Source organism: Mesorhizobium loti (genome assembly GCF_013170705.1).
Classification (GTDB): Bacteria; Pseudomonadota; Alphaproteobacteria; order Rhizobiales; family Rhizobiaceae; genus Mesorhizobium; species Mesorhizobium loti_D.
Genome location: NZ_CP033334.1, coordinates 6,701,955 through 6,727,044, shown reverse-complemented (window position 1 = coordinate 6,727,044; position 25,090 = coordinate 6,701,955). Strand labels below are relative to the sequence as shown.

At 58.9% G+C, this 25,090-nt stretch carries 21 protein-coding genes and 8 pseudogenes; 16 read left to right on the top strand and 13 right to left on the bottom strand.

Features of this window, described 5'->3' with window-relative positions; genetic code table 11:
* Positions 1-140 precede the first annotated feature (140 nt).
* Positions 141-656: pseudogene (locus EB815_RS32785) on the top strand (tyrosine-type recombinase/integrase); the annotation flags it as partial.
* Between the two features lie 775 nt (positions 657-1,431).
* Here EB815_RS32785 and EB815_RS32780 read toward each other — a convergent pair.
* Complete coding sequence (locus EB815_RS32780) at positions 1,432-1,794, bottom strand: hypothetical protein (protein WP_019863225.1); 363 nt, start codon at positions 1,792-1,794, stop codon at positions 1,432-1,434.
* A gap of 427 nt (positions 1,795-2,221) precedes the next feature.
* Here EB815_RS32780 and EB815_RS32775 point away from each other — a divergent pair, with 427 nt between their 5' ends.
* The 4 genes from EB815_RS32775 to EB815_RS34080 all read left to right on the top strand — a co-directional run bounded on the left by EB815_RS32775 (position 2,222) and on the right by EB815_RS34080 (position 7,182).
* Positions 2,222-3,181: a calcium-binding protein gene (locus EB815_RS32775; protein ID WP_020629135.1), complete on the top strand. Its 960-nt coding sequence runs from the start codon at positions 2,222-2,224 to the stop codon at positions 3,179-3,181.
* A 181-nt stretch (positions 3,182-3,362) separates the two neighbouring features.
* Positions 3,363-5,192, top strand: a complete 1,830-nt coding sequence (locus EB815_RS32770; RefSeq protein WP_245303390.1) for a type I secretion system permease/ATPase — start codon at positions 3,363-3,365, stop codon at positions 5,190-5,192.
* A gap of 13 nt (positions 5,193-5,205) precedes the next feature.
* A complete protein-coding gene (locus tag EB815_RS32765) occupies positions 5,206-6,507 on the top strand; it encodes an HlyD family type I secretion periplasmic adaptor subunit (protein WP_064982388.1) in 1,302 nt (433 codons plus the stop codon).
* 48 nt (positions 6,508-6,555) lie between these two features.
* On the top strand, positions 6,556-7,182 hold the full coding sequence (locus tag EB815_RS34080; protein WP_019863231.1) for a calcium-binding protein: 627 nt from the start codon (positions 6,556-6,558) through the stop codon (positions 7,180-7,182).
* On the opposite strand, the pseudogene EB815_RS32755 reads toward EB815_RS34080, so the two are convergent.
* Positions 7,179-7,333: pseudogene (locus tag EB815_RS32755) on the bottom strand (IS481 family transposase); the annotation flags it as partial. The gene EB815_RS34080 and the pseudogene EB815_RS32755 overlap by 4 nt on opposite strands.
* Positions 7,334-7,352: 19 nt before the next feature.
* A pseudogene (locus EB815_RS32750) lies at positions 7,353-7,454 on the bottom strand (transposase); the annotation flags it as partial.
* A gap of 97 nt (positions 7,455-7,551) precedes the next feature.
* Between EB815_RS32750 and EB815_RS32745 the strand changes: the two are divergent.
* Positions 7,552-8,244, top strand: a pseudogene (locus EB815_RS32745) (helix-turn-helix domain-containing protein); the annotation flags it as partial.
* Positions 8,245-8,300: 56 nt separating this feature from the next.
* On the opposite strand, the pseudogene EB815_RS32740 reads toward EB815_RS32745, so the two are convergent.
* Positions 8,301-9,428 (bottom strand): annotated as a pseudogene (locus tag EB815_RS32740) (IS110 family transposase).
* A gap of 261 nt (positions 9,429-9,689) precedes the next feature.
* Between EB815_RS32740 and EB815_RS32735 the strand changes: the two are divergent.
* A pseudogene (locus tag EB815_RS32735) lies at positions 9,690-9,891 on the top strand (integrase core domain-containing protein); the annotation flags it as partial.
* Between the two features lie 88 nt (positions 9,892-9,979).
* Here the strand turns inward: EB815_RS32735 and EB815_RS32730 are convergent.
* Positions 9,980-10,213, bottom strand: a complete 234-nt coding sequence (locus EB815_RS32730; RefSeq protein ID WP_065005704.1) for a hypothetical protein — start codon at positions 10,211-10,213, stop codon at positions 9,980-9,982.
* Positions 10,214-10,253: 40 nt separating this feature from the next.
* On the opposite strand from EB815_RS32730, the gene EB815_RS34200 reads away from it, so the two are divergent.
* Together EB815_RS34200 and EB815_RS34195 are read left to right on the top strand one after the other, a co-directional pair.
* Complete coding sequence (locus EB815_RS34200; protein WP_196771782.1) at positions 10,254-10,571, top strand: hypothetical protein; 318 nt, start codon at positions 10,254-10,256, stop codon at positions 10,569-10,571.
* A gap of 89 nt (positions 10,572-10,660) precedes the next feature.
* On the top strand, positions 10,661-10,816 hold the full coding sequence (locus EB815_RS34195) for a hypothetical protein (RefSeq protein ID WP_019863234.1): 156 nt from the start codon (positions 10,661-10,663) through the stop codon (positions 10,814-10,816).
* Between the two features lie 273 nt (positions 10,817-11,089).
* Here the strand turns inward: EB815_RS34195 and EB815_RS34190 are convergent, their stop codons facing one another.
* Positions 11,090-11,401, bottom strand: coding sequence for a Fic family protein (locus tag EB815_RS34190; RefSeq protein WP_317452344.1), 312 nt, complete (start codon positions 11,399-11,401; stop codon positions 11,090-11,092).
* Between the two features lie 465 nt (positions 11,402-11,866).
* Here EB815_RS34190 and EB815_RS32705 point away from each other — a divergent pair, with 465 nt between their 5' ends.
* Both EB815_RS32705 and EB815_RS32700 read left to right on the top strand, forming a co-directional pair.
* Positions 11,867-13,300, top strand: coding sequence for a phosphomannomutase (locus tag EB815_RS32705; protein ID WP_019863237.1), 1,434 nt, complete (start codon positions 11,867-11,869; stop codon positions 13,298-13,300).
* Positions 13,300-14,715, top strand: a complete 1,416-nt coding sequence (locus tag EB815_RS32700; protein WP_019863238.1) for a mannose-1-phosphate guanylyltransferase/mannose-6-phosphate isomerase — start codon at positions 13,300-13,302, stop codon at positions 14,713-14,715. The genes EB815_RS32705 and EB815_RS32700 overlap by 1 nt, the downstream gene beginning before the upstream one ends.
* Positions 14,716-16,011: 1,296 nt before the next feature.
* Here the strand turns inward: EB815_RS32700 and EB815_RS32695 are convergent.
* A complete protein-coding gene (locus EB815_RS32695) occupies positions 16,012-16,272 on the bottom strand; it encodes a hypothetical protein (protein WP_027047760.1) in 261 nt (86 codons plus the stop codon).
* A 789-nt stretch (positions 16,273-17,061) separates the two neighbouring features.
* On the opposite strand from EB815_RS32695, the gene EB815_RS32690 reads away from it, so the two are divergent.
* From EB815_RS32690 to EB815_RS32680, 3 genes and pseudogenes are all read left to right on the top strand, one after another.
* Complete coding sequence (locus tag EB815_RS32690; protein ID WP_019863240.1) at positions 17,062-18,147, top strand: cytochrome-c peroxidase; 1,086 nt, start codon at positions 17,062-17,064, stop codon at positions 18,145-18,147.
* 617 nt (positions 18,148-18,764) lie between these two features.
* On the top strand, positions 18,765-19,442 hold the full coding sequence (locus tag EB815_RS32685) for a transposase (protein ID WP_081295191.1): 678 nt from the start codon (positions 18,765-18,767) through the stop codon (positions 19,440-19,442).
* A 69-nt stretch (positions 19,443-19,511) separates the two neighbouring features.
* Positions 19,512-20,047, top strand: a pseudogene (locus EB815_RS32680) (transposase); the annotation flags it as partial.
* A gap of 224 nt (positions 20,048-20,271) precedes the next feature.
* Here EB815_RS32680 and EB815_RS32675 read toward each other — a convergent pair.
* The 6 genes and pseudogenes from EB815_RS32675 to EB815_RS34355 form a co-directional block, all read right to left on the bottom strand.
* Complete coding sequence (locus EB815_RS32675) at positions 20,272-20,571, bottom strand: M10 family metallopeptidase C-terminal domain-containing protein (protein ID WP_019863242.1); 300 nt, start codon at positions 20,569-20,571, stop codon at positions 20,272-20,274.
* Positions 20,568-20,729, bottom strand: a complete 162-nt coding sequence (locus EB815_RS34360) for a hypothetical protein (RefSeq protein ID WP_171883337.1) — start codon at positions 20,727-20,729, stop codon at positions 20,568-20,570. Before EB815_RS34360 ends, EB815_RS32675 begins: the two co-directional genes overlap by 4 nt.
* Positions 20,653-20,967 (bottom strand): calcium-binding protein, encoded by a 315-nt coding sequence (locus tag EB815_RS32665; RefSeq protein ID WP_171883336.1) that lies wholly within the window; start codon positions 20,965-20,967, stop codon positions 20,653-20,655. Before EB815_RS32665 ends, EB815_RS34360 begins: the two co-directional genes overlap by 77 nt.
* A 617-nt stretch (positions 20,968-21,584) precedes the next feature.
* Positions 21,585-22,350: pseudogene (locus EB815_RS32660) on the bottom strand (IS110 family transposase); the annotation flags it as partial.
* Positions 22,351-22,376: 26 nt separating this feature from the next.
* Positions 22,377-22,568, bottom strand: coding sequence for a hypothetical protein (locus tag EB815_RS33865; RefSeq protein ID WP_027047765.1), 192 nt, complete (start codon positions 22,566-22,568; stop codon positions 22,377-22,379).
* 681 nt (positions 22,569-23,249) lie between these two features.
* Positions 23,250-23,603 carry a hypothetical protein gene (locus tag EB815_RS34355; RefSeq protein WP_032920888.1) on the bottom strand — a complete coding sequence of 118 codons (354 nt, stop codon included), beginning with the start codon at positions 23,601-23,603 and terminating at the stop codon, positions 23,250-23,252.
* Positions 23,604-23,991: 388 nt separating this feature from the next.
* Between EB815_RS34355 and EB815_RS32645 the strand changes: the two genes are divergently transcribed.
* Positions 23,992-24,582, top strand: coding sequence for a calcium-binding protein (locus tag EB815_RS32645; RefSeq protein WP_348625435.1), 591 nt, complete (start codon positions 23,992-23,994; stop codon positions 24,580-24,582).
* A gap of 36 nt (positions 24,583-24,618) precedes the next feature.
* On the top strand, positions 24,619-24,852 hold the full coding sequence (locus EB815_RS34185; protein WP_348625436.1) for a hypothetical protein: 234 nt from the start codon (positions 24,619-24,621) through the stop codon (positions 24,850-24,852).
* Positions 24,853-25,090 lie beyond the last annotated feature (238 nt).

The following is a 25,090-nucleotide window of genomic DNA, read 5'->3' as shown; positions in this document are numbered from 1 at the left end:
AGCGGCAAGGAGGGTGTGTGCCGACGGCGTGGTGTTGATCACGTCGTCTGTCGCGCTGGTCATGTGTCCACAACAAGCTCCGACTGCGTCAGCATGGAGTGGCTGCTTGCAGCCCATTCCATCCGACAAAGGAGCTTGTCATGACCCAACTTCGCCAGCGCATGAGCGAGGACATGGAGGTGCGCAACTTCGCGCTCAACACCCAGCTGTCGTATCTGCAACAGGTGTCGCTGTTCGCCCGCTATTTTAGCAAGTCGCCGGACTTGCTCGGGCGCGAGGACATTCGGACCTATCAGGTCTATTTGACCAACGAGAAGAAGCTGGCCCCCGGCTCGATCCACATCTCCATTGCGGCGCTGCGTTTTCTCTACAAAGTGACGCTCGGAAGGGACTGGGCGCTTGAAGAGGTCCTGCCGCTTCCCAAGAAGTCGCAAAAGCTGCCGATCATTCTCAGTCCCGAGGAATTTCAGCGGTTCCTCGGTTGCGTCCTCGACGTCAAACACCACGCCATCCTGACCACTTGCTATGCCGCCGGCTTGCGCATCTCGGAAGCGGTTCGGCTGAAGCCCGCGGGCATCGACAGCCAGAGAATGGTCATCCGCGTCGAGCAGGGCAAAGGCCAGAAGGACCGCTACGTGATGCTGTCGCCCAAGCTGCGAAGAAATCGATCAGGACGGGTCGTTCAGCGCAGCCAGCGCTTCTTGCCCCATTCCCAATGGGCGTCTTCGGCATTGACCTCAGCTAAAGTTTGAACAGAGGCCTTGGCTTCCCTACGACGCAACTCAAAAAAAGGTCGCCAGCGTGCTTCAATATGCTCGAGATTCGTGCTGTCCAGGCCATGATACAGATCTGCATCTTCGCATCCCCAACGAACCGATGGGCAAAGTGTCGTTCGATCCGTCTGAGCGGCCGGCGCGGACCGTCATGCGGAAGAAGCCTTCGAGCTCCGAAGAGCGCCGACGCGAACAAAACGAGCGCATAGCCGCTCGGATGGACTTGGTGAAGAGGATCGTCGGATGACGATGTTCGTTGAAGCCCGCGCTGCGCTCAGTGTGCGCGCCGCCTTCGATATGGCGGCCAAGATGCAATGTCCGGTGCTTGCGGTCGGTAAAGCCGAGCTCCGAAAGACTGTAGCACTCGGGTGGATAGCTGCCCAAACCGGAGCTGCCTGTTGTGAGGTTGCGTAGCATAGCAAGGCTATCAGGCCGATGCTGCAGATGCTGCACGACGCCTACGGCGTCCAAAAGGACAGCAAGTTCACATACGACCTTGCGACAGGATTGCATCAACTTTTTGGATGCCCGATACGGCGCGACGCGTGCGTTGCTGGTGGACGAATATCAGAACTTCACACCCGCCGTATTGCGAGAGCTGCTGCATCTTCAGGAGTACTGCGGTTTCGCTTTGCTGCTCGCTGGCAACACTCATCGTTTAGCGGGCACGAGGCGTGATACCCACGCTATGGATCAGCTCGAAAGCCGTATCGGCATGCGTTTCGAGATCGGGCAACCGACGCGGGAGGACTGCGTAAGGATCGGTGTCGAACAAAACGTTGATGGAGCCGACGCCTACGAAGCGATTGTCATCTATGGTGAGAACACCTCCCTTCGCGCGCTTTGCCACCTTCTCCAGAACTGCGCTGCCCTTACCAGCGGCATTGGGGGCATTCGTCTTCCCCGGAACGAGACCACGCTTTCGTGTGATGTCGTGCGGCAGCGATGCGTTAAGCTTTTGCACGAGCGCCGGCACGACCGGCTTGATTCCGGACAGCGACAGATAATTTCTGAACGGCACAACAGGGCCAGAATCTGCTGCAGCGGCTGTTCACAGGGCATGCCGGAGCCTGCTGCGCGAGCTGGGACCGTGAGAACAAGCACGAGCGCGGCGGACCAAAGAAAGCTTCTTGCACATGAATTAGCCCTTTCAAACTACTGAAGTTGCGGGAGCGTCAGTCGGGTGACGGCGTAACCGCCGCTGCCCTCTGACCGCTGGACCATGGTTCGTCCGGTTTGACGAACCGACTTTTCCAGACCGGTCGGCTGAGTAGCCAGGTCGCCTGCCGCCATCGAGACCGGCAACTGCTTGCTAGGCAGAAGGACGAAGCCGATGCCACACATCCATTTCGTAAATGTTTCTATCGAACAAATCGATTTCCCCAGTTGTCTGGTGAGGGATAGCAAGGTGCCAGGTGGGTGGGGCTGTATCAGAAGGAATGTTTGCGATGGAAACGTTTATCCAGGGAGGCCCGAAGGGCGAAACCGTCTTCGGCAGCGACGGCGACGATAAGATACTTGGTTCCGGTGGCGGTGACTGGCTCGAAGGTCGTGGCGGCGTTGACTATATCTCGGCCGGCTATGGTAGTGACCGATCCATGGGCGGTGAGGGCAATGACAAAATCTTGGGCGAACAGGGCTTCGACCATCTCTCCGGCGACAACGGCCGCTACAAACCGCGCATCGTCGGTGAGGACAATGACTTTATCGACGGCGGTCCCAACGACGATTTCCTCTACGTGGGTGACGGCAAGGACTATCTGACAGGCGGGGCCGATAAAGACACTTTCGTGTTCCAGTTCCACGATCCAGTTCCTGGGGTGGATAGTTCAGGGTCTGGGGAGCCTGTGGACCCTAAGCCTTGGATGTTGCCTGACTATCCTGAGTGGCCTGGGGAGGAGGATGATCCCCTGATAGGGGGGTGGGAGGAGGATGATCCCCTGATAGGGGACGAGCCTGGGGAGCCTGGGGGAGCCTTGGGAGTATCCGGTGTTCCTGACATCACTACCATCCAAGATTTCGATCCGAAGGAGGATACCTTCGCCTTCGACGCCGTGGGCCTCTACAATGATGGTTTTGGCGCAAACTTCATCAATAACGCCAGCCCAGAGTCTGGCCACCCGGTGAGCAGCTTCTACAGCGGTAAGGCCTCGGATGCGAATGGCGAGCACGTCGTGGTGATCACTGACAAATCTTTCACCTCTGCCTCTGACGCCGCGAATGCCATCTCCGGCGAAACCGTCGGCGACATCATCGTCTACCACTCCGACGGCAGAACGGGACTCGCCAGTCTGGCCTATGTCACCGCCGAGAACCAGGCGGAGGACTTCACCCATCTGGGCGGTGTGGACAGTTTGGCCGATCTGGCCAATCTGGGCCTGACAGCCTCGGACTTTACCTTCGTCTGATTCGGAAAGTCGATATGGGACCCGCCCCACACGTGGGGCGCTTCCTTTTCCACTACTTGCCGATGGCCGTGGCGCAGCATGTCACCTTGATAAAGGGCTGCTGGTCGTAGACCGTCCTGAAGGTACACATTGAGGCGGTGAGGCTGTCCGGACCCCTGGCAGGAGCGGAGCACAATGGCTGATGAACGAGCCGGTGCGATCAGTGTCGCTCCTCCATTTGGCGAGCACTGCGCGTGCTGTGCCGACAATTAACGGAGGCATTCTCCTGAGCAAGTATCTCTCGAACATTTCAGTGTGGAGACCTTCCGGTCTGACTTCCACCATTGGGGGAATTTTGTTGATAAGCGGCGTGGTCAATGTGCTTGCGCTGACCTCGCCGCTGTTCATGCTGCAGGTCTATGACCGCGTTCTGGCAAGTGGCAGCGTACCGACGCTGGTGGGGCTCGCCGTGCTTGCTGCCGGGCTTTATGCGTTCCAATGCCTGCTCGAAATTCTGCGCGCCCGCGTGCTGCTGCGGATCGGTGAGCGTTTCGATCGACAGTTTTCCGGACGCGTTCACGATGCTATCGTTCTGCTTCCGCTTTCAACGCGCATGCCGGGCGACGGCTTGCAGCCGCTTCGCGATCTCGACAATGTTCGCGGATTCCTAGGTGGAAAAGGTCCGACAGCCTTTTTTGATCTGCCATGGACTCCGCTTTATCTTGGCATTTGCTTCCTGTTTCATTTCTGGATCGGCATGACGGTGACTGTCGGAGCGGTCGTTCTGATATCTATGACATTTCTTACCAATGCTCTTTCCCAACGCCCGATACGCGATACAACAGCCCACAACATAGTACGTCATGGTCTTTTGGAAGCTGCACGCCGCAACGCCGAGGTCGTGCAGGCTCTCGGTCTCGGAAACCGAATCGCTGCCCGATGGCACCAAGCCAATGGCAAGTATCTGGCCGCCAACCGGAAAGCCGGGGACGTGGCAGGTGGGCTCGGCCGCATTTCAAGTTCGCTGCGCGTCATGCTGCAATCGGCCATCCTTGCCCTGGGAGCGTACCTTGTCATCAGGCAGGAGGCTACGGGCGGGGTCATGATTGCCAGCTCGATCATGATGGGGCGTGCGCTGGCTCCGGTCGAGCTGGCCACTGCAAGCTGGAAGTCCTTCCTCATGGCGCGCCAGAGTTGGGCGCGGCTGGAGGACCTCCTGGCAAAGATCCCTGAAAGTGCTCCTGTCATGCCTATGCCTGCACCTGAACGCGAACTGCGCGTCGAGGGCGTGACAATCGTTCCCCCCGGCGAAAGCAAGCCGAGTGTGACCGGCCTTGCGTTTGCCGTTCAGGCTGGAAGCGCACTGGGCGTCATCGGCGCATCGGGTTCCGGCAAGTCGACGCTCTCACGTGCTATTGTCGGCGCATGGCCGCCGGCCGCCGGAAAGGTTCGCATCGACGGGGCAAGCCTCGATCAATGGGATCGGGAAGCACTAGGCCGTCATATCGGATATCTGCCGCAAGGCGTTGAACTGTTCGACGGCACCATTGCCGAAAACATCGCTCGTTTTGAAGACAGTCCTGATCCTGAGGCTATTGTCGCCGCGGCAAAGGCCGCAGGGACCCACGAGCTCATCCTCCGATTTGAGTACGGTTACGAAACTCCGATCGGTGAGGCCGGATCAGCACTTTCCGCCGGGCAGCGTCAGCGCATCGGTCTTGCCCGTGCTCTCTACCGCGACCCTTTCCTTGTCGTGCTCGATGAACCTAATGCCAATCTCGATGCGGAAGGCGAGGCCGCTGTCATTGAGGCGATCGCCTCCGTGCGCGAGCGGAAGGGAATTGCGGTTGTCGTCGCCCATCGGCGGAGCGCCCTGCGTGCAGTGGATTACGTGTTGACTATGGACGGTGGGCGGCAGAGGGCCTTCGGTCCGCGTGATGAAGCGCTGTCCAAGGTCCTGAAAGGGGCAGCGACGGCACCAGGCATGCGTCAAGGCGCACCAAGTCCTCACACGATGAAAGGCGAGTGCTGATATGGTGGCCCCGATGTCCGGCATTTATCAGAGCAATGACGTTTCCAGCTCCATTCGCCATCACCTGTTAGTGGGCCTTGTGGCCAGCGTGATCGTTGTCGGCGGAGCCGGAGCCTGGGCGGCCGTCACGAATCTTTCCGGTGCAGTTGTCGCATCCGGACACTTTGTTGTCGATTCCCATGTGAAGAAGGTGCAGCACCCAACCGGCGGGGTCGTGGCAGAAATCCTAGTGCGCGAAGGTGATAGAGTGAAAGCCGGCGACGTCGTCATCCGGCTCGATGCCACCAAGACGCGCGTCAATCTCGCCGTCGTCACCAAGCGGCTCGATGAGCTGGCCGCCCGGTTGGCACGACTGGAAGCTGAGCGTGACGATCTGGCGGAGATCGCCTTCCCCCACTGGCTGCTCGCTCGCGGAGATGGTGCGGCAATACATAACGAAACGCGGCTGTTCGAATTTCGTAGACAATCCCGCGAAGGAAAACAGGCCCAGCTAGCCGAGCGCATTGCTCAATATCAGCACGAGATCGAGGGGGGCAAGGAGCAGGAAATTGCCTACGAGAAAGGCATCGAGATTCTCCAAAAGGAAATTGCTGCCCTCACTGGGCTGCGCGAACAAGGCATTGTCTCGGACCAACGCTTGAATAGCCTAAAGACGCAGGTTGCCACTTTCGGCGGCGAACGCGGTGAGAAGATTGCCTATCAGGCACAGACGGCAGGCCGCATAACTGAAACGCGCCTGCAGATCCTGCAGGTCGATCAGGATCTCAAGACGGAAGTCGGCCAAGAGCTCAGAGAGGTTCAGGCGCAGATAGGGGAATATGTTGAGCGCAAGGTGGCGGCTGAAGACGAACTGCGACGAATCGATATTGTCGCGCCTCAGTCAGGCATCGTTCAACAACTCGCAGTTCATACGGTCGGCGGAGTGATCGCGCCCGCCGATCCGATCATGCTAATTGTGCCCGAAGGCGACGATCTGACGCTAGAAGTGCGGATCAACCCGAAGGACATCGACCAAATCCAGCTCCTTCACAAGGCTGTGCTGCGGATGTCAGCCTTCAATCGGAGAACCACGCCCGAATTGAATGGATATGTAAGCCGGATCGCAGCCGATCTGGTGACGGACGAAAAAAGCGGCAGTTCCTATTACCTGGTGAGTCTCTCAATCCCGCATGCGGAACTGACGAAACTCAAGGACCTGACGCTCGTGCCCGGCATGCCGGCCGAAGCGATGGTCCAGACGGGCGAGCGTACGGCGCTTTCCTATCTTGTGAAGCCGCTGGCCGACCAAATCAGTCGCGCATTCCGCGAGCAGTAGAGTGCGATCCCTTCCACCCCGCCAAGACACAACACAGGAGAAAGACACATGGCACTAGTCAGTAGCAGAGAATTCAACGATCACGTTTGCGATGGGACGCCCTATGGGGACCTGATCCTCGACAGCCAGAACAGGGACGATCTGCACAGGCCGCGCGACTGGGTGCAGGGCAGCCCCGAGGCCGACGTGTTCCTCGGTGGCGACGGCACCGATTTCGTGAAAGCCGGTGGAGGCAACGATTATGTGCGGGGCGGTGACGGCCGCGATATTTTGTTCGGCGAGGAGGGCAATGACAGCGTCCATGGTGACGGGGGCGACGATCAGCTGTACGGGGGGTTCAACAATGACTATCTGTACGGCGACGGGGGCAATGACTTGCTCGACGGTGGCAGGGGTGACGATCATCTGTTGGGCGGTGGGGGCAGCGACAAGTTTGTCTTCGAAGCCCAGAGCGGCAACGATATCGTGTGGGACTTCGAGGCGGGGCACGACATGCTGCGGATCAATGGAGCTATGACTAATGGCGCTTATCCCACCGTCGAAGAACTTGCCGGTCGCGCCCATCAGGTTGGCCAGGACACGGTCGTTGAACTCGAAGCGGGTAATACGATCACGCTCTCCAACGTGAGTGCTGACGACGTTCACGCGCACGCGAACCTTTATTTCTTCGTCTAGGTGTTCAGTCCCGAGGTCAAGTGGACCGGATCGATCCGGAAGCGATCTGGCTGTTTGGCCCATGCCGTGCAATAGCTTCGTAAGGTGTAAGGCCATGAAGGGTCTTGAGCCGCCTGGCGAAGTTGTAGCCATCGAGCGAGGCGGCAAGGTGATTTCAAGTTGCCGGTGGGTCGGAAACCGGCAGGATCGGGTACTGCCGCACGAACGGTGGCTGCAATGATCGGACCTACACCGGGGATTGCCGTCAGGCGGCGAGCGCTGTCGTCTTTTCTGTAAAAGCTTTAACTTTATCTGACAGACGGTGTCCTAGGTTGAGCTTGAGCCGAGGCCGGGCGCGGGCCCGGCCTCGGCGTTTGAAAGGACACTAACATGACCAAGGACCAAAAGATCATCCGCGCCAAGGTGGGGCTGCTGGAGCTGGCCAAACAGCTCGGCAATGTCAGCCAGGCCTGCAAGATGATGGACTATTCGCGCGACAGCTTCTGCCGCTTCAAGGAGCTTTACGAGACCGGCGGCGAACTGGCGCTGCAGGAACTGACGCGCAGGAAGCTGTTGGCCAACCGCACGCCACCACAGATCGAGGCGATCATCATCGAGCCGACGCTGGAATATCCCGCCTATGGCCAGACCCGCATCGCCAACGAAATGCGCAAGCTCGGCCACTCGGTCTCGCCGTCGGGCGTGCGCGGGGTGTGGCAGCGTCACGATCTGGAGACGATGAAGAAGCGGCTGAGGCGCTGGAGGCGAAGGTCGCCCAACACGGCATCGTGCTCACCGAGAGCCAATTGGCGGCGCTGGAAAAGGGCCAGGCTGGACAAGGGGGCGCATGGTGAGTTCGAGAGTGAATGCCAGGGCTATTGCGGCGGCCAGGACACCTTCTATGTCGGCAACATGAAGGGGGTCGGGCGCATCTATCAGCAAACCTTCCTCGACACCTATTCGAAGATCGCCTTCGCCAAGCTCTATGACCGCAAGACGCCGATCACCGCCGCCGATCTCCTCAACGACCGCATGGTGCCGTTCTTCGATGCCCACGAAGTGAAGCTAAGCCGGGTGCTGACCGGGGTGACCGCGTGGCGAAGAGCGGGATCAGAGGTGAGTGTCCCGCCGCGCTGCCTTTATCGTCGCACCTCATTTGCGGCATCCGTGCGCACCTTCTTCGGACCTCGCGGGTTCCAGCCGGCAACGAAGCGGGCATAGGCGCCCTCGGCTTGCTCAACCCAGCGCCGCTCTTCATCTCGATGGCTTTTAATGTTGTAGGCGTGCGCGGTTCCCTTTTGGCCGCGCGCAGCGTTGCCTCCAGCTTTGAGTTCCATGTCGCGCAACTTCTTGGCGTGCAGGGACGGGCGCGCCCAGGCATAGCTCTCCCCCTTCGTCAACAGATGCCAGATCACGACGGCGAGTTTGCGTGCGGTTGCCACGGCCGCGACATGCTGCCCGCGACGGGCTCGCACCCGCAGGAAGAAGGCACGCAGTGGCCCCGGTGCGCGTGCTGCCGCCCAAGCTGCTTCAACGAGCATGCCGCGGGCATGTCCGCGACCCTGCTTGGTGATCCGTCCGTGGTAGGCGGGGCCTGGCCCTGATTGCCTGACGCTCGGATTCAGGCCAAGATAGCTCACAAGTTTCTGCGGTTCGTCGAAGCGTGACACGTCGCCGATCGCGGCCTTCATTGCCAGCGCGACCGTCATGTCGACGCCGGGAATGGTCATCAGCCGCTTCACGCCTTCATCATCGAACGCCGAGCGGGCAAGATCGCGCTCGATAACCTGGAGGTCGTCGCCCAACCGGTCGAACTCGCGCAGATGCCGATCGATCGCGAGGCGCTCGTCTTCTGGCACGATCTGCTCGCCCAACCACGACCGGCCTTTGGCGCCGCGTCACCTGCCGGCGCAACGCCTGTGTTGGCTCGTCCGGAATCCAGACTTCTGGCAGGAAGCCGCTGGCATAGAGCTGCGCCAGAACGCCGGCATCGATCGTGTCCGTCTTGATCTTGGCATAGGCGATGATGCGCACCTGCTTCGGGTTTGCGATCACGACTTTCTTCACGTGCAGCGCGACAACCGCGGCGGCAGAGGACGCGTTGCCGGTAGCCTCGATCACCACAATGTCGCTCGGCGCCAGCTTTGCGGCAAACGCCTCCAGCAGGTCGCGCCGCATGTCGACACGGCCCAGCTGCCTGAGCCTGCCGTCCTCCCATGCCACGCCTCGGCGAAAGCGCGGTGGATATCCAGTCCGATGATGCACATGCCTGTTGCCTCCTTTCTGGCTCGGTCAAAGAACGGGAACTGGCGGGCAACACGACATCTACTGATCCGCGCTCGCAGCGCATCCGGGAAAGTCGCGGGGGGCGGCCATGTAACGAGCTCGGGCTCTCAGCCCACGGTCTAAAGACGGCCTGCCCGCACTTTCGTGCTCCCGGTGCCCCACGTCCCGGATGGGCTCACCATAAGGCCGTTCCAAACAAAGAAACAGCAGGACGAATAGGCACCGCAGGTCACATACCGGATAATGGAGTCGTTGAACGCTTCCACAACGGTGCTGGACGAGTTCTACCGGGTCGCCTTCAGGAAGAAGATCTATGGCTCGATAGAGGAACTGCAGGCCGATTTGAACGAATGGGTCAGAAGTTACAATGAGGAGCGCCCACATCAGGGCCGCTGGTGCTTCGGCAAGACGCCGATGCAGACCTTCCTTGACACGCCCCCTTGACACGGCCCCGCTGGCGAAAGAGAAAATGATCGCTGTCTGATCCCATCGGACAGGCAAAACGGACCACTCTCAGACGCTAACTGTCCGATCAAGTGCAAACTTCTACATCTTTTCTCACTGTCGCGAGAATCTCCCTATCCAGCCTCTCAATACGTTCTGATACCGCTTCGATCTGTTCGACCAACTCCGCCAACGCCATTCGAGCAGCGCCCGGCAACCTAGTGTCACTCTCGTCGCGCACGATGGTGGCAAGCTTGATGATTCCGACCAGCCCGGTCGCCCTGACAATCCCTTGATTTCGCTGACCGCTGATAATTTCCATTTTCCCCGCCTTCTGACGGGCGCAAAACGGTGTCCTTCGATTGGGTGCCGGTCCGCTATCGAAGCGTTATTTCGATTCTCAAGAACCCATTCTATCAGGGGTCTACGTCTATGGTAAAAGTGAGAAGCGAACAGAGATTGTCGATGGCCGGGCTCGTAAAAGCTACGGACACAGCAAGCCTTTCGCAACGTGGGACGTGCTGCTCCGGGATCATCATGAAGGCTATATCGATTGGGATGAGTTTGAAAGAAACCAGCGCCTTATCGCCGTCAATGCCTTTGGTCAAAAAGGCGGGATCAAGTCCGGTCGTGGAGGTCGAGCGTTGCTCGCAGGCCTGCTCACCTGCGGCCGGTGTTGAAGACGGTGGGGCGTTGTCTATTCGGGACGCCCTCCAGGCCACCCTTATTACCGCTGCGAACGTATCAACCAGATGTTCGCCAAACCGCGATGCATGACTTTGGCGCTTCCCGCATCGACCCTGCGATCGGCAAGGAGATACTGAGGGCCGTAACGCCCATGGCGATCGAGGCGGCGATGGAAGCTGACCAAATGCATCGGGATAATCTGGAAGAACGGCATCGCATGATGGAGCTGGACTTGTAGCAAGCGCGCTACGAGGCATCTCTAGCAGAAAGTCGTTATGCCGCTTGCGACCCTGATACCGGCTGATCGCTGCTCAGCTTGAGAAGAGCTGGGAAGCAGCGCTCAGGCGCGTGGAAACGTGTGAAGCGGCTCTAATCCAAGCCCGACAAGTCGAACATGCAATCCCAACTCCCGATTTCGCCGGCATTGCCACCGACCTGGAGGCCGCCTGGCGCGCGCCTAGTGTCGATATGCGTTGCCGTCAGCAACTCCTTCGCACTATTGTGTCCGATATCATTGCTGATGTCGATGAAGAGAAGCGCGAAGTCCTTCAGGATCGCGGCCAATACGGGAACACCACTCCCGGCGATTGAAGCGGTGCATGGCAAGGACGTGGTGGATCAGGTAGCGGTGAATGCGGCCGTTTCCGTCCTCGAACTGATGGATGTAGACAAGGCCGAAGGCGAAGATTGCGGCGGCGACGACTGCATCAAGGTTTTGCGGTGGGCCTTGATAGAACGCACTTCCATAACAACTTCCTGGACTGAAGGCGTCGCAAGGCAAGACATTGTCGGCGCTGATCGTCGTCCCAGCTGATCCAAGCATCGGTTCCTGCTTCTTGGGTCTAGCGCCCTAGGCGACGCCATGGTCGGCGAGCGCTCTGGCTGACCTTAATCCAAATACCTAAGAATCACAGGGTTCCATTGCGCTGATCGAGACGGCCTTCTAGACCTATCCATGCCATGGATGCATTCCATCCAAACAACCAAGTTTACGGATCTGTCATGATGCTGCATAGCGAAATACCGGCAGGCACCGATCGATCACTCCACTGCCTCGATCATTAGATGAGCGCGCAAAAAGATTCCAATAGAAGGAGAACTGTGGATGCCCCCGTGCCAGTGGATGCCCTGCTGTTCGGCGGAACTCTGAGGGGTCCTTGCGCCACACCGTGTTGTAGAGACCGCATATCTGAACAGCAGGTGGCTGAGAGCGATGGCCCTTGCATTAGAAAGTACTAGCCCATTGCAACATGACCCCACCCTGCCTGTCCACTAGCAAAGCGAAATCATGAAATTCGGGTCAAGCGGCGTTCGAGGTTTGGCTTCGGAATTGGTCGGCAAGGCCAGCGGACTTTATGCCGAAGCTTTCGCTTGGCGTTTGATTTCCAGCCGGGTTCAGCCGAGTAGTTCGGTCTTCGTAGGCCGCGACCTACGTGACAGCAGTCAGGCGATAGCCAACAATTGCATGGCGGCGTTGGCCGCAAATGGTTTCCAGCCGATCGATTGCGGCACCATACCTACGCCTGCGCTGGCACTATATGCATGCAAACACGGCGCGGCGGCTCTTATGGTAACCGGGTCGCACATTCCAGCCGATCGCAATGGCATCAAGTTCTATGGCCCGAATGGTGAAATCAGCAAGGCGGATGAGGCCGCGATTACGCGCTTTGTAGCCGAAAGATCAGTTGCGTATTGCTTACCAACGGCTTGTCTGGGAACGACGTGGCCTATGCACCGTGAAGAAGCAATCGCCTCTTATCGAGAGCGCGCCCATAATATGCTGGAGCCGGGCTCACTTTCCGGCATGAGACTTGGTGTCTATCAGCACAGTTCGGTCGCGGCGGAACTGTTGGTACAGGTTCTTCGATCGCTCGGTGCCAGCGTGGTCGCCGTCGGGAAAACCGGGACCTTCGTACCTGTCGATACCGAGGCCGTGGACGCAGCAACAATCGCGAAATTGAAGAAGTGGGTCCGCGAATTCGGTCTCGATGCCATCGTGTCGACCGATGCGGACGCTGATCGGCCACTCATCGCTGATGAAAATGGCGATCTTCTTCGCGGCGACCTGGTTGGGCTTGCAACGGCTCTTTTCCTGAAGGCAGACACGATCGTGACGCCAGTGACCTCCAATTCGGGAATTTCGAAGGCCTTTGGTTTCGCGGTCCAGAGGACGAAAGTCGGGTCTCCATTTGTCATTGAAGCAATGGAAGCATTACACGGCGCCGGCGGCGTCATCGTCGGCTTTGAGGCCAATGGTGGTGTTCTGCTGGGCTCGGATTGTGTGGTGAATGGGAAGACATTGACTGCACTGCCGACGCGGGACTCATTCCTCCCGATTTTGGCCGTCCTCAGTACGGTGGCATCGACAAAAAAGAAGCTGTCGCGACTGCGCGGGCTTTGGAATCTTCCTGTGTGCGCCAGTGACCGGCTTCAGAACTTCCCCTCGGAAAGTTCACGCAGATTGATGGATCATCTCGCAAGCTGGAACGCACTGCAGCACTTTCTTGCCTCGTTCGGGACCGTCGCCGAAGTTGACGAAACCGATGGCCTCAGGGCGCGGATGCATACGGGCGAGATCATACATCTGCGGCCTTCCGGCAATGCCCCGGAACTGCGCTGCTACTCGGAAGCTTCGACCGAGAGCAGGGCCATCGCAATCGTCGCCTCGACGCTGCAAAGGGCACAGGCATTCGCGCTTACAGACGAGATAGAGGACCTTTGATGAAAGTGGTTCCGGTCATCATCAGCGGTGGAGCTGGTTCGCGGCTCTGGCCGGCCTCAAGGCAATCGCACCCCAAACCTTTCCTGAAGGTGGCGGATGGACATTCGCTCATCCAGCACACCGTGTTACGCGCCGCTTCGATACCGGACGTCGTAGAGCTTGTTACCGTGACGTCCACGGGGCACCTCTTCCTTACAAAAGACGTTTTCGACGAACTGGATTCCGTGGTTTTGCCACGCACCTTTCTGCTTGAGCCTGAGGGTCGGGATACCGCCGCCGCCATTGCTGCGGCAACCGTCCATACCAAGGCAACACAGGGTCCCGATGCTGTTCTGTGCATTTTTCCCGCCGACCACATGATTGGTGACCTGCCAGCATTTCAAACCGCCATGAGCCGGGCAATCGAACAGGCGCAGCAGGGGCGTATCGCAACCTTGGGCATAACCCCGGATAGGCCAGACACCGCATTCGGCTACATCGAGGCCGAGGGTGAGAAAGTTGTCCGGTTCGTCGAGAAACCGAACGCCGAGACTGCCAAATCTTATGTCGCGTCCAAACGTTTCTTCTGGAACGCTGGCATCTTCTGCTTCAAGGCGCAGGTCATGCTCGACGAAATGGCTGCGCATTGCCCGGAGGTGATCAATGCCGTTCTCGACAGCTATGATAACGCTCGCGTCAGCCACGGCGAACATGTTGCCAGCGTCGAACTCGCATCTGAGCACTTCGCCATGGCGCCGCGTATTTCACTCGACCGAGCGGTGATGGAAAAAACACACAATCTCTCCGTCGTTCCCTGCGAAATGGGGTGGAACGACATTGGATCTTGGAACGCAATGGCCGAACTGGTCCCCGCTGACGGGAGCGGCAACAGGATTCGCGGCGATGTCCACGTGGTCGACACCGTGGGCAGTTACATAAGCTCGGACAAACGCGTCATCGGCACCGTCGGCATCAGCGACCTGGTGATCGTGGATTCCCCAGATGCATTGCTTGTTGCGTCCCGCGATCGCGTCCAGGACGTCAAGAAACTCTTCGAGGGCCTCAAGGCTGCGGGACATGAAGCGCACTTGCTTCACAGTACCGTGCACCGGCCCTGGGGCACCTACACGGTTCTGGAGGAAAGCGAGCGCTTCAAGATCAAGCGCATCGAGGTGAAGCCGGGCGGACGCTTGAGCCTGCAGATGCACCATCACCGCTCCGAGCACTGGGTCGTGGTCAGCGGCACTGCGAAAATAGTCAACGGCGACCAGGAGCTACTCCTGACAACTAATCAATCTACCTATATCCCTTGCGGCCACAAACACCGGCTCGAAAACCCCGGCAATATTGGACTGGTGATGATCGAGGTCCAAAGCGGCGAGTATCTCGGCGAAGATGACATCGTGCGGCTTGAGGACGTATACGGTCGAACCTGATAGTCCAACGTCACATGCCCTACGGTGGCTGGCAGACCGAACCTGCGTCGGCATGTGGGCTGTCAGGCGACCGCCGGCTAAGCAAGGCGAGGCAAACCAGAACAGGTTTTATGAGTATGGCTAGTGAGCGATGTCGCAACGACAGGCTGGCCGAATTGTTGAGACGGCAGTTTTCCGGCGAGATTGTCAGACGACGCTTGTGCATCCGCTGCACCCGCTGCAACGGCATGCGCTGCTACAGCCGCTCGAGTTGCGGAAGGTGATCGGCAATATCAGTCGATCAGGTGCGCGATGAGGTTCGTTGCCATGTACGGCAGGCGCGACATGAGCGGCCTGGCACTCTGACGGGTAGGCCAGCATGCGCCAGGCCCGATTGGCGGAGGCTCGGAAGAGAAACGCGGCATCGGCTGACGAAGATAATACGCTCCTGCGCGCCGGTGACGGATCGGGGCCATTAGGCGTAGGGGCATCGCTATCGCCATGCCACGTAAACAATCCTATTCGGGCTGGGCAGATGGGCGGTAATTCCAGCTTTCGACGGCGTTGACTTCGTCGATGCAGACCGGCCCCGATGCACCGCAGTCCTCGCATTTCATCACAACGCGCGCCTCGTCCGTCTCATATGGCCTAATCTCGCAGCTTGCGCAGAACGGGCAAGGGATCGCTTTCATCGTGACGAACCTTCCTGATGGCCTCGGGCGGTTTCGCCGAAACCTTTCGGCTAAGCCGCTCGACTTCACAAGCGCTGATCGTTGTGCCGTAGTTCGGCGCCACCATCGGGTAGGATATTTTGTCCACATGCCCTCGTACCGGCCGGTGTGCCGGTGCTACTGTTCGCTCCGATTCTCTCGGAACTTTGTGATCCATTCATCGTGCACGGCTTTGGCAAAGTGATGCGCATCTCGGTCGCGACTTATGTTCGTTCATAATGGCCGCGGCGCGCCACGTCTCGGATCGTTTCCATTCTCTAAGCGGCGCGTGAACCGGATAAATTCCCACTCGCGCTCAAATTCGGCAGGCACCCCTGCGTATTTTCGCTTTAGGTCTTTTGTTCCCAAGTTCTTGTTGGCTTCCTTGCGACCCACCAACGCGGCTAGGCGGTTCTCACTATCCACAGATCTGGCCTCTCGTGCGGGTTACATCCGTGTCGCCCAGCATGAGACCGATCTTCCGCAGAGCGAATCGATTCCGTAGAAATAAGAATTCTGCCACCGCCCCGCCGCCGTAAGGGTATTGATATACCCTTGGGATTTTGATCCGACCTGGCAGGCGGCGGGTAATCTTCAGAGGCCGACGTCAGGCAGCGTTCGGGATACCCGAGATTTCATCGAAGATACTCTCAGCCAAGCCAAGCGCCCGAGCGATCCGATCGCGATAGCCCTTGTCGAAACAATTGCCAGATTCGATCAGCCCAACCTCCTCGACTGTCAGACCGCTGGTCACGGCAATGTCCTCGGTCGAATAGCCAAGATGTTCCCGACATGCCTGAATTAGGGGTTTTCCATTTGAGATTGCGGTAAGCACTGCCTCGGGCAGCGCGAAAGGCGTTGCGGTCATTTTGCCTCCAAATGCAGAGAACGGCCATTCGATAACTCGAAACAAGCGGCGGCCGATGTTGAAATAGGATGCCGAAACAGCCCGAGCCGGCGGCATCCAAAAATGCGATCACTCTCGAACGTGTGAGAGGCGCTACGCTAATATGGCGGCCGCCGCCGTTTAGATCAAGAACCTTGGCTCGCTTTACGAGGATTGCTCCAGTGGCCACAATACGACGACACAGTGCGCAGCGCCGTCATCATGCTCACATCGATGATTGCGCGGCCGCTTTAACGCGCCGTCGGCTTGCGGCGCGATTGAGGAGCCGCGATCTGGCGGTCGGGCACTAGGCGCACCAGCTCGCGGACCAGCGTCAAAGTATCTGCCGGGACTGTCTAGCGATGTTTGCCGGCGGCGTTCATCTTGAGCTTTAATACCGTGTGGTCCCCTCCCGCCCATGCAGGAGGCCGGGTGCCCTTCGGACAAGACGCTGAGGGACCAACATCTCTCTGTTTCAGCCCGACTGTTGGCTGTCAGATCCGCGACACCGGAGTGGGGCTGCGCTTTGCTGCGAATTCCTTCAACCTGTTGAATGATGACCAGAAAATCCGCCGGAGGTTCCTTCTGCTCAGTTGGCACGACTTTTGATGCTTCTCGAGAGGCGACAGGAGATACCGACTGGCGTTCATCGTGGGTGACTTCGCGCAATGCAACGAAGGAAGACAATATGTCAGGTCCGCGTCAGAATCGATTTTATGCAAAGAGGATTGCCGCCTTTAGCGCAAGGCGTTCACGAACCGCATATCAACAATGGCTTCCGTGCAAAACGCAGGGAGATCACGCGTGAAAATCCTATTCACTACGGTGGCTGTCGCGTTGCCGGCCATCGCTTTTGCTGCACAAACGATCCCCGTATACCTCAGCGAAACAGCACGGGCCACCTTCAAGGCTCTACCATCCATCACGCCGACAGTCGCCAACAACCCGATCACACCGGAGAAGATAGCCCTGGGCAAGGCAATGTTCTTCGATCCACGCCTCTCGGCGTCAGGCGTCTTGTCGTGCAATTCGTGCCACAACTTGGCCACCGGGGGCGACGACAATCATGAAAGCTCGATCGGCCATGGTTGGCAGAAGGGACCGCGGAACGCGCCGACGGTACTGAACGCTGTCTTCAACATAGCGCAGTTCTGGGATGGTCGTGCTGAAGACCTGAAGGTTCAGGCCAAGGCACCGATCCAAGCCGCTGTCGAAATGGCCAACACACCAGGTCAACTCATCGCCACGCTCAAGTCGATGCCGCAATATGTCGAGTGGTTCAATTCAGCTTTCTCGGGCGAAGCCGATCGCGTCACCTTCGAAAACGTCGCCAAGGCAATCGAAGCATTTGAGGCGACACTGGTCACACCGGCGCCCTTCGATGCCTTCCTCAACGGCGATGACGCCGCTATGACTTCCGAACAGAAACAGGGCCTGACGCTTTTCATGGACAAAGGCTGCTCGTCCTGCCACGGCGGTATCAACGTGGGTGGGGAGGGCTATGCCCCATTCGGCCTCGTTGAAAAGCCCAACACCGATGTCCTGCCGGAAAACGACAAAGGCCGATTTGCCGTGACCCGTGAAGCCGACGATTCCTATGTTTTCCGCGTGGCGCCGTTGCGCAACGTAGCACTCACCGCGCCATACTTTCATTCGGGCAAGGTTTGGGATCTGAAACAGGCCGTCGCCATTATGGGGACCACCCAGCTCGGCCAAGAATTGACGGAAAAAGAAGTCGACCTGCTCGTTGCCTTCCTTAATTCGCTGACCGGAAAAGTACCGGAGGTCGCCTATCCCGTCTTACCGGCCGAAACGCCGACAACGCCTCGACCTGTATTGCATATCCTCCCGCAATGATTGGCCGGAGCTGGCTAGTGAAGGTCGCAATCACGAATGATTGCGACCTTCACTGGGACGAGACGATCATGACTTCCGGCGAGGCCTATCCAACTGGAGCTAGGTGGACTTTCATATCCGAATTCCATTGAAACGCTAAGTGAAAACCTGACCCGTCGACGCCCAATTGCGGCACGACGGTATGACCGCCTTGTCGGCCACCTCGATCAGACGCTCCGACTACCCGACTGTGTCACGATGTGTCGTTGCATGCACCCGCGCTTAGATTCGCTGACAAGCTCGGATCCATCTGATCGAGCCATCGCGGTGAATATTCCGCGCGGCGTTGGCGTGCGCCCAGCAGAAACCGCCATGCCTTCAGATCCACCCCTTCAAACGTGCTCGATGGCGTTGCGACGCGCTAGCAGTTGTTCCAGCTCTGCAAACGCACCGATACGAAAACAAAGCTGCGACAGGCAGCGACGTGGCTCGAACGAGCATTTGTCAATGCACACCGCAAGTGCCGCTTGCTCTCGGGCTATCTCATCCATATAGCTGGGCGCAACAGAGGGAGCGCCAGTTGTTCAGTCGTCGTCAGCCGCGACCTCTGTGCAATTCGTTCTAACAAGGAAGAACCTATGAGGCGGCAGACCCGACCGTTCACTGTGGAGGTCAAACAAAAGCGCAATTATCAAAAACGGGGCCGTTCCATCTGGAGCGATGTCGATCTCTCCGTAGCCATAGCCGACACAACAAGGGAGCTCAAAGAAATGGATCTAAATGGTCGGCTGATTGACTCTAATGTCATAGCCCTTGATGCTGAACACGGTCTCAAACCGCGAGCGGAGAATCTCATGGCAAATCCCCCAGACGCTGAATCAGTAGAAACTGCAACCGAACCTGCTCCCAGGGGAACTGAAACGAAGAAGAAATCCTCACCGTCGCGGGAGGCGAAGGCTGCGCCTGGTCGCAAGAATGGCGCCAATACGGCGTCCCCGGCGAAGGAAGCAACAGCAACAGCAGCGGCCGTGCGGAGCCCCCGGAAGGTCTACTCCGGAAAAGAGCGCGCCCAGAAGCTCGCTCAGATCGAGACGTCGATCAGCGGCAGCGCCACTCTCAAGAGCGCCGTAAAGCAGGCCGGTATATCGGAACAGACCTATTATCACTGGAAGAAGGCCGCGGCGCCTACATCCGATGGCGACGATCTGAAGGATCTGCTCGCCCTCGAGCAAGAAAACAAGCGATTGAAGAGCCTGCTCGCGGAACGCCTGCGCAGAGAGAACGCCGAACTGAAGACGAAGCTGGGGTTGCAATAACGCTTCAGAAGTCTCCTGATTCGATGCCGGCATTCGGCCGGACGGATCGTAGAACTGTGACGGGTCGATCGGCGCCCGAACACGAGCAAGCCAGCTGCGGGCCACAAGATCTACCCTTATCTGTTGCGCGGGATTAAGATCGCACGGCCGAACCATGTCTGGGCGATGGACATCAGCTACATCCCGATGCGGCGCGGCTTCGTCTATCTGGCAGCCGTCGTCGACGTGTTCAGCCGGCGGGTGCTGGCCCATCGGGACTCAATCACGATGGAGGCGGCGTTTTGCGTCGAAGCGCTCGAGGAGGCCCTGGCCAGACATGGCCGACCCGAGATCTTCAACTCGGACCGGGCAGCCAGTTCACCAGCCTCGAGTTCACAGGCGTGCTGACGGCGGCGAGCGTGTCCATCAGCATGGATGGCAAAGGTGCCTGGCGCGACAACGTCTTCGTCGAGCGGCTGTGGCGCACGATCAAATACGAGGCGGTCATGCGCGCCTACGACCGGTATCTCGCCTTCTGTAATGGAGGGCGCCCGCATTCGAGCCTTGACGGGCGCACGCCCGACGAGGCTTATTTCGGCGCGCAAGCGATGGCGACGGCCGCATGATCGTCGCCGCGCGATTTTGCTGCAGCTCTGGTCGGGCTACGCCCTCCCGACGCCGCAGCAAAATCGCAAAGCCCCGCGCTCAACGTAACCGGCAGCATGCCACTTAAATTCCGCGGGCGCTGTCCAAACAAGCGGAGCCAGCTCTTGGGGCGACCTACACGCTTACCTGAGTCACGAAGCTATCACCCGCATTGCCTTGGATGCAGTCCACAACCGCCGTTGCTCTAGACTGAAAAATAATGTTCCGGGTGCGTGTGAAAGTCGTCAAAACTCACTTTGGCGAGCGTGATCGAATTACCCGGTTCGAGGTCAACGACCGTGTCTTTGCCAGACTGATAGGCGCGACCGGCAAGTACTTCAACCGTAGCTTCAGTGCCATTGATCATTACCCCGCTGATCGACAGGGTGTCCTGCCCCGCCTCGAAGTCCATCACTTTATCGTTGCCGGTCTGGGCTTCGAAGACGAACTCGTCGGAGCCCTTACCGCCGAACAGACGATCGTCGCCTTTGCCACCGTAGATCATGTCATGCCGTCATCACCCGCCAGAGTATCGTCGACCTTACCGCCGGCCACACGATCGTCGCCTGTGCCGCCGTAGAGATGGTCACGGCCCTCTCCGCCGTACAGATGATCGTCGCCCTCCGCCGAACTGATGATCGTCGCCCTCTTCGCCGTACACATAATCCTTGCCCGCACCGCCGAACAGAGAATCGTTGCCCCTCTCACCATGTAGGAAGTCATAGCCCTCATTGCCGCACAAAAAATCGTCGCCGCCACCGCCCCATATCGAATCGTCGCCTGGACCGCCGTTCACATAATCGGCGTCGTCGCCACAAACGATCTCCTCGTCCCCGGGGCGCCCCCGCTGCCCGTCGCCCGGGCTGTGCAAATCGTTCCTGTTCTGGTTGTCGAGGATCAAGTCCTCATCGGGCCTCCCATGCAAAACGATCGTTGAAGTCTCTGCCACTGACTAGTGCCATGTGTCTTTCTCCTGTGTTGTGTCTGCTAGAGGGGCCGGCACGGAAGGCATCCCACCCTGGCTGCCGAACATACATGTCGGATCTGACGCAAACCTGACGTGCACCTCACCAGACGTTATGACCGTGGTCTGAGCGGCCGGGCCCGCCCTTAGTCTTTGCAGCTGTTAAGCAACGGGGGGTGCTTCTCTATTCGGCGTGTTGAAGTCAAGCGCTTTTCGAGCTTTCCGCTTCGCCGGCATCTGAGGTCTTTCGCGGGGTCTTGCTTCTTTACGAGATCGGCGCTCGGGGCCGTCGCCTTGATGGGGATGAGAAGCATGAGGCGGAACAATCTCGGAAGCGTCCTGATCGTTGTGATGCGACCGGTACTGCAACCCTCGCGAACTCACCTCATTCGTCGTCCCGCGAAGGACGCTCTTTCCACCGGCTGGTGGAACCTTATGGGGTGATCCTTGTCACGCTCGCTCTGCGATCATGTTTCATCTCCGTGTTCTGCCGTCCCCGACCTGGTTTCGGCTCGGCCACCGCGCGCCGGAGGCTGCGATGGTCAGGCGCACGATCAGGCGGCTTTCGGCATGATGTCTTGTCGCGTCCAACGAAACTCTGTGCCGTCGCGCCACATGCGATGCATGATCACCGCCAGCCGGCGAGCCAATGCGACAATGGCCTTTTGTCGGCCGCGCCGCCTGGCAACATTCATCGCCCACGCCCTCAGCCACGACCATTTCGTCACGCGCGTTAGCAGTGTCTGCGCGGCTCGTAAAGCAGCGTTCGCATCATGCCGTCGCCGCAGCGGGATATCCGGCCGATGCGGCGCCTTTCGCCCGACTCATGGAGCACCGGCGTCAGCCCCAGGATCGGTCCGACCGCCTTGGAGTTGTGGAAGCGGGCCGGAATGTCGATGGTCGCGTTATAGGCCAGCGCCACCACCGGACCGACGCCGGTATCGTCGTCAGCCGCCGGCAGACCGCATCACCGCGGACAATGGCCAGAAGTTTGCGGTGAAGCGCGGCAAAATTCTCGCGCAGCTTGCTACGCGCCTCGAGCAGCGGTTCGACGATTTCGGCCAGATCGGGCATCCCTTCGGTGAGCTCGCGGATGCGGGCCTCGAACTTGACGGCGCCGACCATGCCGACCTTGAGGCCGAAGTTGCGCAATAGCCCGCGGATGTCGTTCTGGATGGCGATCGCCTTGTCCTGCAAGAGTTTGCGCGCAATCAGCAGGGCCCGGCGCCTTCTGCTCGTCAGCGTCTTGACATGGACCGGGCGAAACAGGTTGCCCGGCATCATCTGGGCAATGCCGCGGGCGTCAATGCGCTCGGATTGTTCATGGTGGCCACCAGGAGATCGCCTCAGAAGCGGCGCCCATTCGGAAACATTAGCACCTCCGCGTCTTGTCGCGGCTGCTTGAACTCTTCGACGGCAACCGCCTCAATTAGCAAATCCAAGGCTTCGCGCCCCCTCCGACTCATCGGGTCATCGCCACGCAAGTAATGATACGCTCGATCTAAATGCACTCGCGCGGCGGAAAAATCGCTTGTCATGTGACCCTCTCAGTTGCCGCCCGCGTTAGCCATCTACGAGGTGAGGATCGCGCAATCGTCACTATCCACAGACGGATTTGATTTAAATTGCGAATGATGTGGGATAATCACAACGCCTGCTTGTCTTGTGCGAGAGCCCCTTGCTTACGTCGCCGGCCGGGCCCGGTTGGCTCTGCAATTGGGGTTCCGTGGTGTGCGCCGATCGCACGTTTCATGCGATGGTCGTCATTGAACCTCGCATCGGCCGCTACTGCTATGTTCGGTCGGCAGCCGATGCCCGGAAAGTGCTCCTCCGCGAATGACCTGACCACGTGGAAGCATGGGTCCTAACTCGTGCAGGAGGTTGTCGCAGGCCAGTTTTTAGAATGGCCGCAGAAACGCCGCAGCTTGCATGAAACAGCCCCTTCGCGCGTGTTACCAAGCACACGACAGCCGTCAGCCGGTAGTGGCGCGGAATGCCTTGTCAGGTTTGCCAAGCGAGCCCTGCCAATGTGTCCCCAGCATCAACCATAAGCTGTCCCGAGTTTCTGGCCGGATCGCACGCGCAGGCATCCTGTTCTCCTGTCTCGCGCCGCTCGCGCGGGCCGTATATACTACGGTCCCGGCACCAAAGAAAAATCTGCTCGAGCATCGCGCCAACCGATTGCCCGGTCGGACACAGTTCGCCAGCGATCCACAATGTCAGCTCTTCCCGATCGGGCCGTTCTGGCGGAGACACTGCAAAATCTCGGCATAATGGCGGCGCGCAGTCCGTCCGGAGAAATCATACTGGTTCACGGCGTCACATTCGACGCACGCAGAAGGACGAAACATACGCGCCAATCCCAGTCGCGGCGGGGCCGGCTTGCCGTTCACAAAATCCATGTCGAAAAAGCTCAGGCTCCCACGCCCGATAAAATCCTCATTCGAAATACTCAAACTCCTGTCATTCCCCGCAATTAGCGGGACAATTTTCCCACAACGTCCTTCTTGGCCAAAATCCCAGCTTCGAGCCGACAGGGCCAGAATCTGCTGCAGCGGCTGTTCCCAGGGCATGCCGGAGCCTGCTGCGCGAGCTGGGACCGTGAGAACAAGCACGAGCGCGGCGGACCAAAGAAAGCTTCTTGCACATGAATTAGCCCTTTCAAACTACTGAAGTTGCGGGAGCGTCAGTCGGGTGACGGCGTAACCGCCGCTGCCCTCTGACCGCTGGACCATGGTTCGTCCGGTTTGACGAACCGACTTTCCAGACCGGTCGGCTGAGTAGCCAGGTCGCCTGCCGCCATCGAGACCGGCAACTGCTTGCTAGGCAGAAGGACGAAGCCGATGCCACACATCCATTTCGTAAATGTTTCTATCGAACAAATCGATTTCCCCAGTTGTCTGGTGAGGGATAGCAAGGTGCCAGGTGGAGGGGTGGACTTTATCAAAAGGAATGTTTGCGATGGAAAACTTTAACCGGGGCGGTCCGAGGGATGAAACCCTCGTCGGCACCGATCGCGACGATAATATACTTGGTTCCGACGTCAATGACTGGCTCGACGGGCGTGACGGCGTTGACTATATCTTGGCCGGCGGCGGTAGTGACCGAGTCATTGGCGGTCAGGGCAGTGACCGAATCTCCGGCGAAGATGGCCCTGATAGTCTCTCCGGCGACAACGGCCGCTACGTACCGCGCGTCCTCGGTGAGGACAATGACGAGGTCAACGGCGGTCGCGGCAACGATGTCCTCTACGTGGGTGACGGCCGGGACTTTTTGTCAGGCGGGGCCGATAGAGACACTTTCGTGTTCCAGTTCCACGATCCAATTCCTGGGATGCATACGCCTTGGGAGTATCCTGAGGAGCCTGGGGAGCCTGGGGAGCCTGGGGGAGAATCGGTGTTCCCGATGCGCGACATCACTACTATCGAAGATTTCGATCCGAAGGAGGACACCTTCGCCTTCGACGCCGTAGGCCTCCTCAACGATGGTTTTGGCGCAAACTTCATCAATAACGCCAGCCCAGAGTCTGGCCGCCCGGTGAGCAGCTTCTAGAGCGGTAAGGCCTCGGATGCGAATGGCGAGCACGTCGTGGTGATCACCGACAAATCGTTCACCTCTGCCTCTGACGCCGCGAATGCCATCTCCGGCGAAACCGTCGGCGACATCATCGTCTACCACTCCAACGACGGCAAGGGACTCGCGAGTCTGGCCTATGTCACCTCCGAGAACCAGGCGGAGGACTTCACCCATTTGGGCGGTGTGGACAGTTTGGCCGATCTGGCCAATCTGGGCCTGACAGCCTCGGACTTTACCTTCGTCTGATTCGGAAAGTCGATATGGGACCCGCCCCACACGTGGGGCGCTTCCTTTTCCACTACTTGCCGATGGCCGTGGCGCAGCATGTCACCTTGATAAAGGGCTGCTAGTCGTAGACCGTCCTGAAGGTACACATTGAGGCGGTGAGGCTGTCCGGACCCCTGGCAGGAGCGGAGCACAATGGCTGATGAACGAGCCGGCGCGATCAGTGTCGCTCCTCCATTTGGCGAGCACTGCGCGTGCT